Source organism: Salarchaeum japonicum (assembly GCF_049705945.1).
Taxonomy (GTDB): Archaea; Halobacteriota; Halobacteria; order Halobacteriales; family Halobacteriaceae; genus Salarchaeum; species Salarchaeum japonicum_A.
The window spans coordinates 19,686-37,019 of the sequence record NZ_JBNAMV010000003.1; the positions used below are offsets into that span (position 1 = coordinate 19,686).

The following is a 17,334-nucleotide window of genomic DNA, read 5'->3' on the forward strand; positions in this document are numbered from 1 at the left end:
GCGAGGTGCTGTGTGAGAATGAGTGAGCCTATGATCGACGAGCCGGAGGCAATTCCGGAGACGTTGCGCGAACGCGAGCAGTGGGTGTGCTGGCGGGAAGCAGAGCGAGACGGCAAACCGACAAAGATTCCGGTGACGCCGGGGGCTGGGGGGTTCGCGTCAGCAACAGCGTCGGAGACCTGGGCGAGTTTCGAGGCAGCACTCGACTACACCGAGACGGAGCACGCCGATGGCGTTGGGTTCGTGTTTACTGACGACGATCCCATCGTCGGCATCGACCTGGACGACTGCCGTGATCCTGAAACCGGCGACGTCGACAACGACGCACAGGACATCATCGCACGACTCGACTCCTATACGGAGGTATCGCCGTCCGGCACCGGCTATCACGTCCTGATCACCGGCACACTCCCCGACGGGCGGAACCGGCGCGGGAGCGTCGAACTGTACGACACGGCACGTTTTTTCACCGTTACTGGCGACCACGTCGGCCGGACACCCACTCGCGTTGCACGCCGGCAGGACGCGCTCACAGCGATTCACCGTGAGTACGTCCAGGACACCGAGCGTGACACGGCCCCCGAGTCCAAGCAGTATGAGGGCGCTGACGACGAGTCACCGACGACCGATGCTGTCGACGTCGACCTCGAAGACGAGGACCTCCTCGAGAAAGCACGCAACGCATCGAACGGCGAGAAGTTCGAGCGGCTCTGGAACGGGAATACGGTCGGCTACGATAGTCAGTCGGAAGCCGACATGGCGCTGTGTTGTTTGCTGGCGTTCTGGACCGGTGGTGACCGGACTCAAATGGAACAGCTGTTCCGCCAGTCGGGATTGATGCGGGAGAAGTGGGACGAGGTCCACTACGCTGACGGGTCGACGTACGGGGAGAAGACCATCGAGCGAGCGATTGCAACCACGTCGGAGTTCTACGACCCGGACGCCGGCGACGACGCCGCAGATTCCCACGACGCACCTGACAGGGTCACTGCTGGTAGTACGCCAGACGACGCAGACCGGAGTCGTGCGTACCTGGCGGAGAAAAACCGCTTGTTGAGCGAGCGCGTCGACGAACTCGAGGCAACACTCGAACAGAAGACGGAGCGGATCGAGACTCTTGAAGCAAAGGTCGAGCGGCTCACCGACGAACTCGCAACCCGTGACCGGGAGACTGCGCAGTCTCACGAGGAAGACTCCGGTACTGCGAGAGAGACCGATGACGATTCAGAATCACCCTCTATGTTGAGTCGATTCTTCGGTGGCCAGTCCGAGTAGTAGCGCCGCGTCACCTTCATCCGAGAAGTCCTCCCTCGAGCCTTCTGATTCTGCGAGCCGAGAAGATTAACCAACAAACTCGGTGTTACACGCTATTTGTTGGTTAACTGCGCTCAATCTCGCCACAAGACGGGGGCTACTGCAGGATACTACAGTCAGGAAACTATTCGTCGAAGTAAGAACTATATCCTCTGGCCTACAAGCCCACGTATGTCCGAGTCAGACGCCACCGATGGGCCGCCTCCCTTCGAGGATGCGTTCGCCGGCGACGATGTCGAACAACGCATCTACGGCACCATCCTGCAGACCCGCGAGCCGACGACGGCAAGCGCGATCGCCGACAGCGCCGACTGTGACCCCAAGACCGCCCGGAAGTATCTGGGGTGGTTCGACGACCTCGGCATCGTCACCCGGCACGACGGCCATCCAGCCACCTACGAGCGCAACGACGCGTATTTCGAGTGGCGACGAATCAATCAGCTCGCAGCCGACCACTCCGTTGAGGAGCTTCAGGAACGTGTTCGTGAACTCACGACGCGCATCACCGAGTTTGAAGAGGCGTACGACGCCGCGTCACCGGCTGCCGTCGACGCCGTCACCGCCGCGGAGGGCAGCGAAGAGCAAACCATCGACGACGTGTACAGCGACCTTGGTGACTGGGCGACCGTCCGCGAGGAGCGAGACCGCTACGAGCGCGCCCGCCAGCAACGCACGGGTGGCGAGCACGAACAGGCATCCGGGTAGCCCGCTCGATGGTGCCACCGACAGGCGATGGCGGGAGCCCTGCCCCCATCGATCGCCCCATCCTCGAGTTCCTCCAGACGCGGCTCCAAGCGACGAGGCAGGTCTCCCACGCGGCCATCACGGATGCAAGCGGCCATCTCGAGCTTCAGGTCGTCTTTCCATCGTCATACTACCCAGCGTCCGTCGACGACGCAACCCTGACGGTCCGCTGGTACACGAACGACGACTTCACAATCCACTATCGAGAGGTCCATTCGGAGCACACCTGGGAATGCCGATGGGATCGGCATCCGAACCCCCACAATACGCGCGACCACTTCCATCCCCCACCCACCGCCCCGACGCCCGGTGACGATGACTCCTGGCCGACCGACCATCGTGATGTCCTGCGACTCGTCCTCGACGAGATCGAAGACCGGATTGCAGTACTGTGGAACGAATAGGCGACTGCCCCCGCAGTGGCGTTTTTCGCGCCGACCAAGGGTGACGGCGCTCAGCATGATGGGCACCACCAGGAGTGCCGTCGTGGTGTCCAGCCAGGTGTCAGCTGAGTGCAGTCACAGGTGAATCTATGTCTACGTTCAGTAACTCCGAGACAGCGAGTGCATCGCCGTCAGAAAACCACACGAGCCCACCCCGAGAGACCGAGAACACAGAGCCACAGACATCCTGGCCAGACGATACGAGCAGCGAGGATGGAACACCAACGCTCAGGATGGACCAATGTCCGGAGTGTGGGAACCGTCGCTTCGTCTCAAAACTCCTCGTGTACGAGGTCACCGGCTACGACGAGGGCGGCGAGCAAGAATTCCGCCGCCAGCATGTCCGTGCAGAGTTCGAATACACCTGCAGTGAGTGCCAGACGACACTCCGCACGCTTCCAGCAGATCGCCGTGACTACTACGACGAAGTTGCGGTCCTCGAAACGGAACGGCGGGCAGCGCTCCGTGATCAACTCCGCCAGCTGGGGAGACGGTTCTGGCGGCGTCTCGCAGCGCGGACGACGTGGCTGGCACTCGGACTCGTAACACTCGTGACCGGGCTCGTGATCGCCCTCTAACAGACCGACGGGGACCGACAGCAAGGGGTGGCTCACAGTAGGTGTTGGGGTAGCGTCATGCTCCCTTCCGGCCAGGAACGAGGCTAGCTGGAGGCAGATCGCTGACGTAGGACATCGAGTCCGCACCGCAGGTGTGTCTATCGGCGCCAGGAGGCGTGAGGCGCGCTCGAAGCGCGTGCAGAACATGAGCTTCCATGACTGAACCAGATATCATCGACGACACGACAGGCGACTACGACCGGCTCGAAACCGAACTCGTTGCACAGGACCGGGATGCGGTCCGGGTCGCGACAGGAGACGTCGACGAGCGGAGTGCCCGCCGTCTCGTTGGCGAACTCGTCGAGGACGATGTGGTAACGCCGATCCCTGACCAGCGCGTGCTCGTCCACGAGCCCAGTGGCAAGCCCTTCGAGTCGATCACCCAGCTCGCCGTGTTCCATCGTGGCTGGCAGGCCGCCACCGACGTCGACGCGGAGAACAACTGATGCAACAGACGCTTTCTGGGTGTGCGTTCTGCGATTCACCGCCCGGTGCAGAGATGGGCGAGGCGCATACGTGGGGGAAAGACGAACGGGTGACGCACCCAATCTGTGTCGACTGCGCCACCCAGACGCGGTCGGATCCCGACGAGAGCGACCACCACGCCTGCGACGGGTGCGGACTGGTCGTCGACGCCCTCGCGGCACTTACCCGGTTCCGCGTCGAACTCGGCCATCTCGAGGGGCCGCTCCAACTGTGTGCTCGCTGTAGCCCTGGTGGGCTCGCGACGTACTGGACGCGTGACCTCGAAGAACACCTCGTGGCCGAGTGAGGCTTGGTCGAGTGAGGCTCACATCGTACACACGAAAACGGCTAAGTGCGTTGGCTCACAATGTACACATCATGAGCACCGATAAGAAGCGCGTGCAGTTTCGGGCCCCCGATCGGCTCATCGACCGGGCCGACGCCCTGGCCGCAGTCCTCGGGGAAGACCGAACAGACGTCCTCGTGACCGCGCTTCGGGAGTACCTCCAAGACGCCGCTCACGACGACGCACTCACCCAGGAGATCGCCGCCGCCTATTACGACGATGAGATCACCTTCGAGCAACTCAAAGCGCTCGTCGGCGCCGAGGAGGCGGCAAACCTCCGAGTGTTGAAACAGCAGTTGGACGAGGACTTCATCGACGAGGTCGCCGACGCATAGATGTCGCGGCTCATCGCAGATGCCTCCGCCCTCGTGAGTCTCGGGATCGTTACTGACGACGATCCCGATCCACTCGCACTTTGCCTATCCCAGTACGATGTCGTCGTCCCAACAGCGGTCATCGATGAACTCCAAGAGATCGCCTCGTACGATGACGTCCATGGACACGCTGCGTCCGCCGTCCTCGACCAAACGGAGTCATTCACGACACAGTCGGTCGACCTCGATGCCGAGTTTCCGCTCGATGACGGTGAGAACGCGGCGGTCACGCTCGCGAACGATCTCGATGCTGCGCTCTTCCTCTGTGACGAGTTCAACCAGCTTGGCTTGATCCACGCCTCACTCGCTGATACCCGGCTCGTCACAACACCGACACTGCTCTCGGTTCTCGTTCGAACTGAACACCTATCAGCTGCTGATGCGCGGTTGCTCCTCGATGCGATCAGTGACGCCCGTAGCTGGGGCGCGAACAGTTACGTGCAGCGAGCTCGCTCGTTGCTCGAGGAGACCTAACACCGTGGAGGATCCTTCGAAGTGATTTGGAATGTCCGATAACGACGCTCTCTACGACGTTTGTGAACGAACGAAGAATCCCGAGCACGCATCAGTTGACGATGTAGTCGAACTCGTCCTCGAACGCGCACAGCATCCCCGGACGGGGCACCGGGACGCCCATCTCGACGAGATGATGGCGACTGTCGTCGACAGATACGGGACCGGCCCCGTCCGAACCGTAATCCATCGCATCCTCGTCGACCACTACCCCTTTCGGACTGCCACGCACGACCTCGAGATGCGTAACGTCGACGGTGTTCGTATCGGGACAGCAGCCGGCCAGTTCCTTACAGAATTGAACGCGAAGCACGACGATTGAAATACAGTTTCTGAAAGCCCTCGGCCGCTCGGCATCCCGCGACCACCGCTGCGCGCCTCGTCCCTGTGGTGCTTGCGGGGTCGGGGGACGACCGAGACGGCCTCGCCCTTTCTGAGTCCGCCAGGACATTGGCTGGTTCTCCGAGCGACGAACCCGGTTGAACGATGTTTCTCCACGGGCCCGCCCCGCTCGCCGCTGCCGCCCTCCGCATCGCTCGCGACCGACCATTCCGGGCGTGCGGGCGCTCTCCGCACCGCCCGCGCCCGTTCCGGGCTAAAATGGATGTGCCCTCGGCGCCAGCGGGTATCCCCGTCGGTTGCGCCCCTTGCGGGCTTTCGCGTTCCAGCGCTTTGTGCCGCCTGCGCTGGCGCGCGCCACACCGCGGCGCGCGTTCTCGGCGACAGTCACCCTGGACACGAACCCGCACATCGGGCCGGACACGAGCGGGCATATCCCGCTGGCCGCTCGCTCCGGGCGGGTCGGCGCGCGGTGCTGGATGGGCGTCCGCCTCGGGCGCGCTCTCGCTCGCGCCCACAGGGCGCTCGCGAAGGCGCGAGCGAGAGCGCGCAGACGAGTCTGTCGGTCGTTGTCGTCGAGGAAATCCGCGATGTTGTAGCATCGCGGTGTCGGGCGCGTGAGCGCCTTCAGGAACCAGTGAGTTCCAATGTCAAGTAAGAACGTCTCCAGTGAAGTAGTTTCGGTCGATGAACAGGCTTTCGAGAAACACGATGAAGCTGAGGTCGACGAGGACGGATTCGAGGTCGTCGACGAGACCCCGGAGTTCCGGGCGACGGTCGACATGGAAGTGCAGGCGAAAGTCGATTCCAACCACCCAGATGCGCGGGTCGAAGAAGGCCCGGATCACATGTTCGGGAAGACCCTCGAACAGGAAGAGCGCATCGAGGCCCGGGAGGCCGAGCTGGAGCACATCAGTGCCCAGGCAGAACTCAGTCAACAAGAGGGACGCGCGAAGCGGACGCGAGAGGTCGTCGTCGAGCAGTGTGGCCGTGACGAGCCCGAACCGGTGGAGCGCACGGATCCCCGGGAGATGCTAACGCAAGAGGAACTCGCGACGGTCAACAAGCAGGCGATGCGGATCAGCGACGAAGTGCAGGGCGGCTGGTCGAGAGCAGTCGTCGCGAAGCAGTTGGCCGAGAAGGTGCAGCGCGGAGAGGACGTGACGAAGGCGGTGCTGGAGACGCTGGAGGAACTGAAGGCGGTGCCAGGTGCAATCGTACCCATCGCGGATGTGCCGGACGTGCCCGTCGGGGAAGTGACGGTCCAGGGTGAAATCACTGAGCTCTGGACTCCAAGTGACAACTCGATTCAACAAGTCGGACTCATCGAAGACGAGAGCGGGCGCACGAAATTCACGGTCTGGGAGAAAAGCGGGAAAACGATAGTTCGAGAGGGGCAGACGGTCAGGTTCAGAGCGGTCAAAAAGAACTGGTACCAAGGTCGGTGCAGTCTCGCCATCACGGGCTGGTCGAGGATCGAATTCCCAGAGCGCGGTCGGTGGTGGGAAGAATAGCCAGTTAGCGCAGCCTTCTTTTTTTGCTGTGTGCCGGACCGACCCAGACCCCGCCACCCCACCCTCCGCTCCCGGCCTCCCGCTGGTCGGCCGGCAGCCACGACCGGGCTCCCACGCTTGAGAGGAGCGCAGTGAGACGGCTGTCCAGGGTTGAGAGAGTGGTGTTTGTGTGTACCCAGAGGAGCAGTGGGGGCACAGACAACGTGCCCTGAGCAACGATGTCCAAGGAACATACTCTCACAGCCCGCGAACGGCTTCACATTCCACCTCCGCGAAGCTCACCGGACGACCGACTCACCGATCGTCGAATCACAGTTAGCTGCCGCACTGGACGCCTGGGAAGACCTACCGACGATGCACCTACAGGAGGGGATCTCGGTCATAGACTCTGCAGGACACCTAACACCACCAGACACTGAATGGGCTCGACGGGTCGTGACACAGGAGATGCACAACGTCTCCGAACGCGCCCATAACGGTCCCGAGCGTTCCGGTGAGGACCAAGAGGGCAAGCAAGACCAAAAACGGCCACAGTTCGTCAGCCATCTCAGTCTCGAAGGTGGGAGTCTTCGACCCGGACCAGTTGGAGGGACGGGAACGGTGCGAAGGGAATTTTCTCCTCAACGAGGTCTTCGAGTGGGATTGCAGCTTCCCGGTCGCCCCATCTCGGGATGTGCTGTTCGAGCACATCGAGTGGAGTAACTACGATGATCTCGTCGTCATCCGGGTACTTCGGAGTCTTGTCGGCCAGCGTGTCCCCGTCCTCAAACTCCCACTCGTCGAGTTCGAGTCCAGGAATGTTTACGACGACCAAGGCGATCGGTTCGTCGGCCTCAGTATCGTGGACAATATCGCCGTAGATGAACTCCGGGTCTTCCTCCTCATCGTCCAGTTCAAGTTCCAAGGCCATATCGAGTGACCGTTGGAGTGGTTCCTCGCGTCCCGGAGGCTGCCATTGTTCTTCGTCGGTACGTCCGTCAGGTGGTCCGCCGCCTTTGCGTGGCATTAGTTGATCACCATGAATTCGTCAAGTGCTGTTTGCGAGCTGTGCAGGGCCTCGATCCTCCAGTTGATAGTCTCGGTCAACCGTTCGGGGTCGTGTTCCCCGTTTGGTTGCCTGCACTCGTCCAGGATCGACGTCTTCCCGGAGAACGCAACGACCTCGTCTGGGGCGTGGAGGAGGTGTTCGTGTGAGACCCGACCGTTGAGGTAGATCCGATCCGGGCCGAGCGTCTCGACCAGGGCCTCCAGGTCATCCCAGAGGTTGAACTTCGAGTTGTACTCGGTCCCGTCGAAGGCACACGACTTCGTGCCGAAGACCTCGAACAGCTCCCGGCAGTGCTCGTAGTGCCACGGTTCCCACCCCACGATGATGGGATAGAGTTCGACGTCGAGTTCGGCATCCTCAACCATACGGTAGAGCGCCTTCTGCCCCTCGACCGATCGCTCAATCTCGCTCAGGAGTTCGCGACGGTCCATATCGTCGCTGTCCATGACCCAGCGGTCGCCTGGGAAGTAGACGTCGACGATCCCGTCCAGTTCCTGTAGCCGCTCGAACTCGTCCTCAGGAGTACGACCGACCAGGAACTCGTTCTGCTCCATCGAGTTGATGATGAGCATCTGGTCGGGATGCATGAACGCCTCTCGTGGTTGGTTTACGAACCAAGTCGACCGGCGGAACGGTGCTTGGAGGGCCGGAAACTCCTCGACGTTGTAGCCGAAGAGGCGTCTATCGGTGGAAGCTCCAGGTTTGGTCTTCGGTACGAACTCGTGCGGGAATCGGTCGCCGGGCATGTCGGATCTCTCAGGCGCGGTTGTGTCTCGGTGGCGCCTGTCGTGGCACTATTCACCGCACAGGCATAAGTCTTGTTTGCGTTTATTCGCACAAACACTATTTCTTAGGCTTGCCAAAATACATACTGCCTGTAGAGACCATAATTCGTCCCACATACGAAGCGTATAACGAAGGTCTTTAGCCTAAACCGCAGACAGAGGGAACTATGACCGAACGAGTCCATATCATCCCAGTTGGATTCGACTTCGAGCGTCTCATCTACCCAATTTCGCAGGGACAGATGGAGGCCGACCGAGTCGTGCTCATCACGCACGAAGGCGATCCAGACGATGAGGCAACGAGTAAGGCCGCGCAACTCGCATCGAATATGACTCGCCGATTGGAAGATTCGTTTAAACTGATTGATGTCGAGGTCCAGCGCGAATCCATCGAAATCGAGGGCATGTTTGACTATGAGACCCTCTATCCGATGGCGTACGACTACATCCTCGACGAACTGAAGGCTGATAACGAGGTTTTTGTCAACATCTCTTCGATGCCTCGCACGGTCGCCTTCGCGTTCGCTACTGCGGCCGACTCGATAATCGCCGAGTTCCAGGAGACTATGGATGAAATTCGAGACCGGCTCCACACCTACTACGTCTCTCCGGAGGAATATCTCGTGCACCGGATGATGGAGGTTCTGGAGAACGCCGCGGACACACTCGATGATCTGAAGCAGTACGAGGACCTGACCGTGCACAGCCAGTACGAAGAGATCGTGCAGCTTCTCGACCGAATCAACGAAAGCGGTGTGACGGAGGGTGCCCGAGACCTCGACGGGCAGATGTACGTCGAGTTCCCGTCGTCGCCTGGCAGTGACGTTGAGGATTTCGAGAAGACCATTCTGAACTTCCTCTTTGGGAAGGATCCGATTGCGTCGACGTCGGCGCTCGCCGAACAGCTGGCTGAAGAAGAGGGTGAGGAGTACGACGAGTCGTTCCGCAGCCGCGTCCAGTACAACGTCTCGAAACTCGACGAAAAGGGGTATGTAGACCGCGAGAAGGTCGGAAATAGTCTCGAAACGCAGCTCTCGACGATGGGGCGGATGTGGGTGGAAACTCACCGAGGATGAACTGGATCCTCGCATAATGGACACTCCGCGTAGACCGCTCGGTGGTCGTCCTTCTCGTACTCGATGAGGAGCATACCTGCGGGTATCTCGGTGTCGCAAGCCGGACAGGTTCCGAGGATCGATTGTTCCGACGACATGGGGGATGGAGCGCTGGAGCGTGTGACACTGTATTCCGGGGCTCCAAGTGTAGTAATGGAGTATACGTTCAAAAATTCGAGCCAAGCGAAGTGAAAGTGGAACGCGGAACAAGACCTATGCTGGAACAGTCTGATTATCCGACAGTGTTCGACGACCTCCATCAGACCATCAACAAGATCCGAGGTGACTTCTCCGGTAACAAGGACACCTCTATCGCGGTGGGTCGGGAGGCCGTTCTAGAGAACCTCGAATGGATCTACAGTGGCGTGTGCCTGCTACTCCTCTTTGGCGTGCTGAAGTTCAAGGACGCCGTCCTGCTCGCCGTCTACGGTGGTACACCATTCGTTCTCGACTCAGGCCTCTTCCTGCAATCCGTCCCGTTGCTCAGTCGTGTGCTGCCGCGTGTGACGATGTTGATAGAGCTCGGGATGGAGTTCGGGGCTGTAACCGTCGGTATCTCCCTTGGCGCCGTCTACGGCATCTACAGACTCATTGGCGCGGTGAGGATGGGCGTGCCGTACTACGCAGCACTGAAGCGGGACGATTAGTCCTGCCCCATCATATCCTATGAGAAAGGACTCGATCTGGAGTACAGGAGGTCTAGTGACATTTCGTCGTAGCCCCAGTCGCGGACCTTGTTCCACTTCTTGCCGTTCTTACGGCAGGCATCGAAGTTCCCCCGACTCCCTGTGTAGGCACTTCAGTCCAGCATAGAGTCTATTGTCCCCTCAATGGGTGAGGGGCTCGCCGTACTGGCGGGTTCCCTGAACACGGTGAGAACCATGGCAATCAGAGACATCTACGAAACTGACTTCGATGAGGACGCCCAGACGGAGTCGAGCGCTAACCTGTGTCCCGAGTGCGACGGGCGGGTCACCACCAACGCAGTCGAAACCATCTGCGAGGACTGTGGCCTGGTCATCAACGAGCAGCGGATCGACCACGGGCCAGAATGGCGAGCGTACGATGCAGACGAGCGCGAGCGAACAGGCGCACCGTTAACGGCGGCCCGCCACGATCGAGGCCTCTCGACGGAGATCGGTCACAGAACCGATGCTCACGGGAATGAACTCTCAGGACAGAAGCGACGGCGGCTCGCTCGGATGCGGCGTGAGCAGACCCGTGGTCGCTGGCGGTCCAAAGCGGAACGGAATCTCGCACACGGGTTGGGCGAGGTGCGCCGGCTGGCGAGTGCGCTCGAACTCTCCGAGTCGATTCGTGACCAGGCGTGCCAGCTCTTCCGGAGGGCTCAGAGCGAGGATCTGCTTCGTGGCAGATCCATCGAAGCCATCGGTGCAGCGAGCATCTACGGTACCGGCCGATGCAACGGCCGGTCGCAGCTCCTCGACGACATCGTGGCAGTCGCGACGGTCGGGGAATCACGGGTCACGAACGCCTACAAGACACTCAACGAGGAGCTAGGTCTCCCAGCCAAACCCGCGACACCGACGATGTACATTCCGCGGCTCGCATCTGACCTCGACTGTCCGGAGCGGATCCGACGTCGAGCGCGAACACTTGCCGAAGCGGCCGAGGATGCCGGCGTGACGACCGGCGTCCATCCCGCCGGCTTCGCTGCGGCCTGTCTCTACACGGCCGGCCAGGAAGCAGGGCGATGGGTAACACAGGGCGAGGCCGCGGCCGTGGCGAGCGTTACGGCAACGACGATACGGAACCACCGCGACGTGCTGCAGGAGCTCGACATCGGACAGCGCGGAGATCTTGCCACCGCGGTGGCCCGCGAGTGCGCTCCACAAAACAGTAGATAGATACGCGTTGTCGTAGAGGATATCGACAATGGGCGAGGACTCGGAGTCGATCAGCTACCTGTCGGCCGACGACATCCAGGCCATTCACGCGTTGATCGTGGAGGCAAATGCAGAGACTACCGCCGGGGTGGCCTCGCCAGGCGATATCGAATACGCCGTGGAACACGTTCAGGAAGGCCAGTTCGGTCAGGGCCCCGAGTCGCTCCACGAGAAGGCCTTCCAGCTGCTCCGGCTCATTGCGGCCAATCATCCGTTTGTCGATGGCAACAAGCGAACAGCACTCATGTCGACCCGGATTTTCTACGCGCTGAATGGGCTGCGCTTCGACTACGATCGGGAGATCAAAGAGATTCTGAAGGCACTCGCGACAGACGAGTCCAGTGTCGATGTGGACGATGTGCTCGCGTATCTGCGGGCGCACACAGAGCCGCTGGCACCGGAATACGAGGCGACCATCAATCTGTGGCTGGCCCGTATCGACGGGACGGAGCAGCTCCCAACGGACCGCGACACCGGCGAGCAGGAATCCCACGAACCGAACGATTATGACCACGACCCCCGTAATGAGGAGTAAGCATGGCCGCTGAAAGCGAGCCGCCCGAGATTCCCGATGAGCTGTCCGCCGAGGAGGCGCGGCAGTATCTCATCCGGTTCCTCGGTCGCCAAGACCTCGACGAGCACGCGGAGATCTACGAGGAACTCGCCACCGAATAGGACGGCAGCCGGCGGTATTACGGCGATCGCTCGTTCTTCAATCCCCCAGACTGAGTCCCGCTCGGCATCTGTCTCAGTAGCGTACCGCTCGGGGAGCTGTGTGGACAGCGTCCGGAGACTCAAGTACCAAACCGGGGGAAACGCGGAGCGAATCGATGACTGACCGCAACTCAGACCGAGACGCGTTCCAACCTGTCGGGGAAGGCGCTCTGGTGCCGGACCCAGCGCTGGATCAGCCCGCGGACGGCCAGCCAACCCGCCAGCGTGAAGCCGCGCATTCGGGTGGGTATCCGGATAGAACGGCCGACACAGACCGAGCCTGTGTCTCCTGTGGCGCATCCATACCGGCGTCGCAACGGAAAATGCCGGTTCTGTCTCGAACACGAACTCGACGCCGCCTCAGCGTCGGATGCTGCGAGTTCCGAGCAATCACTCCGTGGTGTGATCCACTTCCTCGTCGAATCCGGGACGTTCTATGGTGCTGTCGCGAAAGGGGCAGCTGCAGCGACACTTCTTACGTCAGGTCACGACGAACCGATCGACGACTGTACGCTCATCTACGCTCTCGACGACGAGCCCGCACCCCAGCTAACCGAACGCTGGCCTACGCTCCCCGCGGCCGCCGAGGTGACCTCAGCGGCCGGTGAGGCGTTGCTAACAGCGACCCGTGAGCGGACAGCGTGGAACGAGAGGAACAATCGCCCTCAGAAGGAGATTCCACGCGTCTATGACGAGCGAGGCCAGGGAATTCGTGATGAGTCGTCCCTCGAGCACACGCTCGACGACAGCGATCAGCTGTGGATCGTCCCAGCAATCGCTGTTGAAACAGTTCCCCGCAAAACCGAATCCACCAGTACCGGAGCTGAAATCCCGACCGTGACAGCCCTGGAGTGCCAGCACTGTACGAGAGAAACAGAACATCGGTTCAGGACACGTGAGTCGCTCTCTGACGAGACCTGGACAGGCCAACCAATCTGGGAGTGCCAGGTGTGTGGCACAGGTCGCTACGGACCTGCTCCCGAATAGGGCAGGAGGAATCTCGCCGATTAACCAACAGTCTCCGACAGAGATGGCTTCTGTTGGTTAATACGGTGAGTACCCTCAATTCCGACGGCAGTCACGGCGGGCGTTCATTTGGCAGGGTTCGCAGCGGCTTACCTCCACAAATCGGGGCGGGAACAGGGGTAGTGGGTAGCGCACCGTGACATCGCCGAGTCCGGAAACGTCACGCCGACCACGACACGGACGCATCACCAGACGCTCGATGAACTCGCTGTCTAGACGGGCCAGGTAGGGAGCGAGGGCGCTCCATTCTTCCAGTGGATCGCATCTAGCGCGGGCGGGAACTGCTGTAGTCGGTCATCGAGGACGGCGAGTGGGTGCGCATCGAGAAACGTCGCCTTGTGCCGATCAACCGGCGTGTCTTCGTAATTGAGTTGGATGTGACAGAGCCCAAGGTCCGGATGGTCGGCGTCCTGGTGGAATCCGAGCATCAGATTTCGGTCCGGTTCGACCCAGTTTATGCGGTAGTATTCGTGGTCGACGCCGGCGGGGTACCAGAAGCGAATCTCCAGTCGTGCTGTCGCCGCATCGTACGAGTCACTCAGGAACGTCGTCGGATCGACATCCGCGATGACGTACCGGGGTCGGCGTCGAGACGGGCGATAGCGGACCTCTTCACACCCTGGCTGGTTCGTCAATCGGTCGTGAACGTCGCGGAGGAGGGTCCGCTGTGTATAGCGGTCGCGACCGGCAAGAAAGATCATTCTGTGAGAGAGGAGGGTTAGCTCGTGGCGCGGTCAGCCACGTCGGTCATCTGCTCGCGGGCAGCTTCGACGTCGGAGTAGAGTTCCAGTGCGTGCTTGATGAGGCGGCGATCCTCCTCGTTCTCACGCCAGAACGCGATGACGTCGCGGCGGTCCCGGAGCTCCGCACTTGTGAGGTCGCCGTCGGCGAGCGACTGTTCGAGGTCTTCCCACGTCTCGACGTCGTAGGTCGCCTGCCACTCCTCGATCTCCTCGGTAATCGCGGCCAATTCACTCCGCAGCTCCTCGCGGGTGTTCTCCTCGATGAGCGTGCGGATCTCCTCGAAGAGCAGTCGCGTGTAGTCCGGCTGGTAGCGCGTCGTCTCGCCGGCCTCGACGCGACGCAATTGGCCCTGGTCGACGAGATCCTGAAGTTCCTCGTTGGTCGTACTCCAGGCAGCGTCGGCCTGCTCGCTGATCCAGTTGACCGACCGCGGTTCGCGAAGTGACTCGGCGACCGCTCGAATGCGTTCGCGGGCGCTCATCGACTCAGTCCACGATTGGACCTCATCTCGCGAGGATTCGGTCATGGTTGGCACCTCTTGGGACAGTGTTCGCGCCCTACTCCCATATATGTTTGTACCGTCTCGCATAATCAAGAGTGCCTTGCAGGCGAAGGCGTCCGGACGTTGAAATGCGATACCGACAGAAGGTATGAGCCAACCGATGCATAACCGATATTCTGACTTTGCAAAACTACGGCCGACTGGCGAGGCGTCCCACATTCCGGACACGAGGCTGGACGACGGCTGTGAGGGTGCCCCCCGACGGCAACGCGTCGCGACGAACGCTGGTGGCTACCCTGATGCGCCGACGGCCACCGACGGCGAGTGCCGGTCCTGTGGGGCCTCAGTCCCAGACGGCCAGACGAAATGCCGGTTCTGCCTCTCTAACCATCTCGGAGGTGACGCCACTAGCACGAACGAGGCAGCGTCGACGACGTTCCTCGGCATCGTCCACCTGGTCGTCGAGTCGACCACGTTCTATGGCGCCGTCGCGAAGGGCGGCGCCGCGGCGAACCTCCTCTCTGCCAACGAGGCGGAGCCGGCCGTCGACGACTACACGCTCATCTACGATCTCGACGAGGCGCCGGCGCGCCAGCTGGCCGAGCAGTGGCCCTCACTCCCCGACGCGGTACAGGTGGCGTCAGAGGAGGGAGAGCGGCTTCTCAGTGCCGCCCGTGACCGGACTGGGTGGCACGGGCAGGAAGCGTCGGAGCGGCAGGAACAGGCCCCGACGCGGCTCTACGACCAGCGTGGGGACGGCATCCGCGGCGCGTCGCGTCTCGACGCGGTCCTCGACGACGCCGCCGACGCGGTGTGGCTGGTTCCAGCGATGGCGCTGACCGAATCCACTGGCGAGGCTGCGGCTGATCGCCAGGTGTCGTCGGTGCCGACGACGCAGGAACTCGACTGTCAAACCTGTGAACGGGCGACCGGCCATCGGTTCAAGACCCACGAGTCGGTCCCGGATGAGGCGTGGACGGGGCAACCGATCTGGGAGTGTCGGGTGTGTGGCTCGGCTCGCTACGGACCCAGTCTCGAGTAGCGCCAGTGCTGGGCGTCGATTAACCAACACCCTGCGAGTAGCGTCGAGGTTCGTTGGTTACGTCCGCGAGCTCCTGCAAGCCCGACGCCAACCTCGATGGGGCGTCTTTCCGCGCCGGCGAGCGGTGAGGCGCTTCCGATGGAGCAAGAGTTCAAACAGGGCTACCGGATGCATCGTATACTCAGCAATCTCAACCGACTCGACATCGACCGATTGGACGACGCGGATCGAGAGCGAGTCGAGACCGCGAGAGACCTCCTGGAAGAGGTGAGTCTTTTCACGCGGCCGGGCGACGGAGCCGGGTCGGACGTCCACGCAGACTCCTAACTGGCGTCGCCGGCCACGCCTCGGGAGGCACCTCTCGCGTCGGTTTATCGCCCCGATAGGGGTGCGGGGGCGACCCCGTGAACTCCAGACATGGCTACACTGCAAGCTGCGACGACGTCGACCGACGCGATCGTATCGGATCCACAGGCAGTCCGCGAGCTCTGTGAGAGCTACTGCTTCGGGACGCTCGACTGGGAGGTGACCGACGAGGGCGAACTCACCATCTGGGGGTACGACGACTTCGAGGTGTACGAGGCGCGGGAGAACGGCCTGCCGGACTACGAGGGCGGGATCGTGACTCACGAATTCCTGCAAGAACTCGCCGACCACCTCGAAGCTGACGAGGAGTTCGATATCCAGACGGCGGGGTTCACCAAGTGCCGCTTCCCAGTCCTGGCGAAGCGGTACGTCGTTCGCGACGGCGAAGTCCTCCACGCGGACCTCAGTTCCCCCGACCCGATCGACGAGTAGCAGTAGTTTCCGATACTGTTTCTTTATTTAGAGTGAGAGCTGAAACAGCTGGTCAGTACAGAGCATAGATGCATCAGAGCGGTCACTACAGGAACGTGAGCAAACGGAGTGAAAACGATTTCCGGCAGTTATATTGGATTAATTAACATTTGCGGCGTCTTTCCACTGGTTCATAATGTCGTTGCTAAGACGGCCAGAGTCGTACTGGAAGCGTTTCCCCGTTTGGACGCCTTCGGCGACCTCTTTTACGTCATCGGCATAATCCGGGTCCCAGCCTTTTTCAGCGACTAACCAGGCTCTGATTGCTTCAGGATCGAAGCTGATACCGTTGCTATGGAGGGTTTTGAAGATCTCGATACAGGTAGCACGATCTGACGAATGCGTGATCCCAGTCGAGGTGTTGACCAATGCATCGAGCGTGTCGACAGCTTCCTTGGCGACCGGATTATCGATTTCTGGTGCATCGCCACTCGCATCTGATTGGAGTGCTGACGCGCCCCAGGTATCGATCCAGAACTGGACGGTGTCCTTCGACCAAGGCACGACGAGCACATCGGTCACACCATACATTCCGTCAATCTTGTCCAGCAGGTCTTTGTCTGGGTAGATAGCAAGGACAGGACCGCTTTGCCACCCCGATGGATCAATCCGTTTCGTCATCAGCTGGATCTCTGCTTCACCGACGCCGACCGGCTTCTTTTTATTCAACGCCTTTGCTGCCTGGTCACCGATCACAGTAGATACGACACCGTCCAGCTGCTTTTTCGTGTTTACTGCCAAGACAGCATCTCGTTTCTCTTCATGCTGCTCACCGAGCTGTTGCACCCACGCGAAGGCCAGTTCGACAGCCTCCTCATTTGGCCCCTCGTAATCGATGAACCAAGATGTTCTGTCGTTTTGACTCATAATTCGGTACTTCTCAGCAACTCTTGAAAAATCAGGTGGGTATGTCTGATTGAGGCTGCTCTCCTACGACTTATAATA

Annotated in this window: 23 protein-coding genes and 1 pseudogene; 19 read left to right on the plus strand and 5 right to left on the minus strand. The window is 60.9% G+C overall.

What is annotated here, in order from left to right; genetic code table 11:
* Nucleotides 1-18: 18 nt before the first annotated feature.
* The 10 genes from ACOZ4O_RS01155 to ACOZ4O_RS01200 all read left to right on the plus strand — a co-directional run bounded on the left by ACOZ4O_RS01155 (nucleotide 19) and on the right by ACOZ4O_RS01200 (nucleotide 6,669).
* The gene (locus ACOZ4O_RS01155; protein ID WP_424523526.1) at nucleotides 19-1,275 is read left to right on the plus strand and encodes a hypothetical protein; all 1,257 of its coding nucleotides are present in this window, start codon (nucleotides 19-21) and stop codon (nucleotides 1,273-1,275) included.
* A gap of 210 nt (nucleotides 1,276-1,485) precedes the next feature.
* Nucleotides 1,486-2,019: a DUF7342 family protein gene (locus ACOZ4O_RS01160; protein ID WP_424523527.1), complete on the plus strand. Its 534-nt coding sequence runs from the start codon at nucleotides 1,486-1,488 to the stop codon at nucleotides 2,017-2,019.
* Nucleotides 2,020-2,027: 8 nt separating this feature from the next.
* Entirely contained in the window at nucleotides 2,028-2,462 is a 435-nt protein-coding gene (locus ACOZ4O_RS01165; RefSeq protein WP_424523528.1) for a hypothetical protein, read from the plus strand.
* Nucleotides 2,463-2,590: 128 nt separating this feature from the next.
* Nucleotides 2,591-3,079, plus strand: a complete 489-nt coding sequence (locus ACOZ4O_RS01170) for a hypothetical protein (RefSeq protein WP_424523529.1) — start codon at nucleotides 2,591-2,593, stop codon at nucleotides 3,077-3,079.
* Between the two features lie 194 nt (nucleotides 3,080-3,273).
* Nucleotides 3,274-3,564, plus strand: a complete 291-nt coding sequence (locus ACOZ4O_RS01175; RefSeq protein WP_424523530.1) for a hypothetical protein — start codon at nucleotides 3,274-3,276, stop codon at nucleotides 3,562-3,564.
* Nucleotides 3,564-3,890 carry a DUF7558 family protein gene (locus ACOZ4O_RS01180; protein ID WP_424523531.1) on the plus strand — a complete coding sequence of 109 codons (327 nt, stop codon included), beginning with the start codon at nucleotides 3,564-3,566 and terminating at the stop codon, nucleotides 3,888-3,890. The genes ACOZ4O_RS01175 and ACOZ4O_RS01180 overlap by 1 nt, the downstream gene beginning before the upstream one ends.
* 71 nt (nucleotides 3,891-3,961) lie before the next feature.
* The gene (locus ACOZ4O_RS01185) at nucleotides 3,962-4,264 is read left to right on the plus strand and encodes a hypothetical protein (RefSeq protein WP_092893815.1); all 303 of its coding nucleotides are present in this window, start codon (nucleotides 3,962-3,964) and stop codon (nucleotides 4,262-4,264) included.
* The gene (locus ACOZ4O_RS01190) at nucleotides 4,265-4,777 is read left to right on the plus strand and encodes a hypothetical protein (protein WP_424523532.1); all 513 of its coding nucleotides are present in this window, start codon (nucleotides 4,265-4,267) and stop codon (nucleotides 4,775-4,777) included.
* 31 nt (nucleotides 4,778-4,808) lie between these two features.
* Nucleotides 4,809-5,138: a hypothetical protein gene (locus tag ACOZ4O_RS01195; protein WP_424523533.1), complete on the plus strand. Its 330-nt coding sequence runs from the start codon at nucleotides 4,809-4,811 to the stop codon at nucleotides 5,136-5,138.
* Between the two features lie 664 nt (nucleotides 5,139-5,802).
* On the plus strand, nucleotides 5,803-6,669 hold the full coding sequence (locus ACOZ4O_RS01200; RefSeq protein ID WP_424523534.1) for a DNA-binding protein: 867 nt from the start codon (nucleotides 5,803-5,805) through the stop codon (nucleotides 6,667-6,669).
* A gap of 547 nt (nucleotides 6,670-7,216) precedes the next feature.
* Here the strand turns inward: ACOZ4O_RS01200 and ACOZ4O_RS01205 are convergent.
* Together ACOZ4O_RS01205 and ACOZ4O_RS01210 are read right to left on the minus strand one after the other, a co-directional pair.
* On the minus strand, nucleotides 7,217-7,579 hold the full coding sequence (locus ACOZ4O_RS01205) for a hypothetical protein (RefSeq protein ID WP_424523535.1): 363 nt from the start codon (nucleotides 7,577-7,579) through the stop codon (nucleotides 7,217-7,219).
* A 95-nt stretch (nucleotides 7,580-7,674) separates the two neighbouring features.
* A complete protein-coding gene (locus tag ACOZ4O_RS01210) occupies nucleotides 7,675-8,463 on the minus strand; it encodes a hypothetical protein (RefSeq protein ID WP_235156930.1) in 789 nt (262 codons plus the stop codon).
* A gap of 206 nt (nucleotides 8,464-8,669) precedes the next feature.
* Between ACOZ4O_RS01210 and ACOZ4O_RS01215 the strand changes: the two genes are divergently transcribed.
* From ACOZ4O_RS01215 to ACOZ4O_RS01240, 6 genes and pseudogenes are all read left to right on the plus strand, one after another.
* Nucleotides 8,670-9,578: a DUF6293 family protein gene (locus tag ACOZ4O_RS01215; RefSeq protein WP_254824773.1), complete on the plus strand. Its 909-nt coding sequence runs from the start codon at nucleotides 8,670-8,672 to the stop codon at nucleotides 9,576-9,578.
* 281 nt (nucleotides 9,579-9,859) lie between these two features.
* Nucleotides 9,860-10,264, plus strand: coding sequence for a hypothetical protein (locus tag ACOZ4O_RS01220; protein WP_137685129.1), 405 nt, complete (start codon nucleotides 9,860-9,862; stop codon nucleotides 10,262-10,264).
* Nucleotides 10,265-10,498: 234 nt separating this feature from the next.
* Nucleotides 10,499-11,485 (plus strand): transcription initiation factor IIB, encoded by a 987-nt coding sequence (locus ACOZ4O_RS01225; RefSeq protein WP_254824842.1) that lies wholly within the window; start codon nucleotides 10,499-10,501, stop codon nucleotides 11,483-11,485.
* Between the two features lie 28 nt (nucleotides 11,486-11,513).
* Nucleotides 11,514-12,059: a type II toxin-antitoxin system death-on-curing family toxin gene (locus tag ACOZ4O_RS01230; protein ID WP_254824839.1), complete on the plus strand. Its 546-nt coding sequence runs from the start codon at nucleotides 11,514-11,516 to the stop codon at nucleotides 12,057-12,059.
* A gap of 2 nt (nucleotides 12,060-12,061) precedes the next feature.
* The gene (locus ACOZ4O_RS01235) at nucleotides 12,062-12,199 is read left to right on the plus strand and encodes a hypothetical protein (protein WP_254824838.1); all 138 of its coding nucleotides are present in this window, start codon (nucleotides 12,062-12,064) and stop codon (nucleotides 12,197-12,199) included.
* A gap of 155 nt (nucleotides 12,200-12,354) precedes the next feature.
* A pseudogene (locus tag ACOZ4O_RS01240) lies at nucleotides 12,355-13,225 on the plus strand (hypothetical protein).
* 251 nt (nucleotides 13,226-13,476) lie between these two features.
* Here the strand turns inward: ACOZ4O_RS01240 and ACOZ4O_RS01245 are convergent.
* Complete coding sequence (locus tag ACOZ4O_RS01245; RefSeq protein WP_350355445.1) at nucleotides 13,477-13,965, minus strand: hypothetical protein; 489 nt, start codon at nucleotides 13,963-13,965, stop codon at nucleotides 13,477-13,479.
* A gap of 17 nt (nucleotides 13,966-13,982) precedes the next feature.
* On the minus strand, nucleotides 13,983-14,534 hold the full coding sequence (locus ACOZ4O_RS01250; RefSeq protein ID WP_254824841.1) for a DUF7342 family protein: 552 nt from the start codon (nucleotides 14,532-14,534) through the stop codon (nucleotides 13,983-13,985).
* A gap of 136 nt (nucleotides 14,535-14,670) precedes the next feature.
* Here ACOZ4O_RS01250 and ACOZ4O_RS01255 point away from each other — a divergent pair, with 136 nt between their 5' ends.
* The 3 genes from ACOZ4O_RS01255 (at nucleotide 14,671) to ACOZ4O_RS01265 (ending at nucleotide 16,350) form a co-directional block, all read left to right on the plus strand.
* Nucleotides 14,671-15,552 (plus strand): hypothetical protein, encoded by an 882-nt coding sequence (locus ACOZ4O_RS01255; protein ID WP_424523567.1) that lies wholly within the window; start codon nucleotides 14,671-14,673, stop codon nucleotides 15,550-15,552.
* A 138-nt stretch (nucleotides 15,553-15,690) separates the two neighbouring features.
* Nucleotides 15,691-15,879, plus strand: a complete 189-nt coding sequence (locus tag ACOZ4O_RS01260) for a hypothetical protein (RefSeq protein ID WP_254824835.1) — start codon at nucleotides 15,691-15,693, stop codon at nucleotides 15,877-15,879.
* A 90-nt stretch (nucleotides 15,880-15,969) separates the two neighbouring features.
* On the plus strand, nucleotides 15,970-16,350 hold the full coding sequence (locus tag ACOZ4O_RS01265; protein WP_254824834.1) for a hypothetical protein: 381 nt from the start codon (nucleotides 15,970-15,972) through the stop codon (nucleotides 16,348-16,350).
* 138 nt (nucleotides 16,351-16,488) lie between these two features.
* Here ACOZ4O_RS01265 and ACOZ4O_RS01270 read toward each other — a convergent pair whose 3' ends face one another.
* Entirely contained in the window at nucleotides 16,489-17,256 is a 768-nt protein-coding gene (locus ACOZ4O_RS01270) for a DUF1889 family protein (RefSeq protein WP_254824833.1), read from the minus strand.
* Nucleotides 17,257-17,334 lie beyond the last annotated feature (78 nt).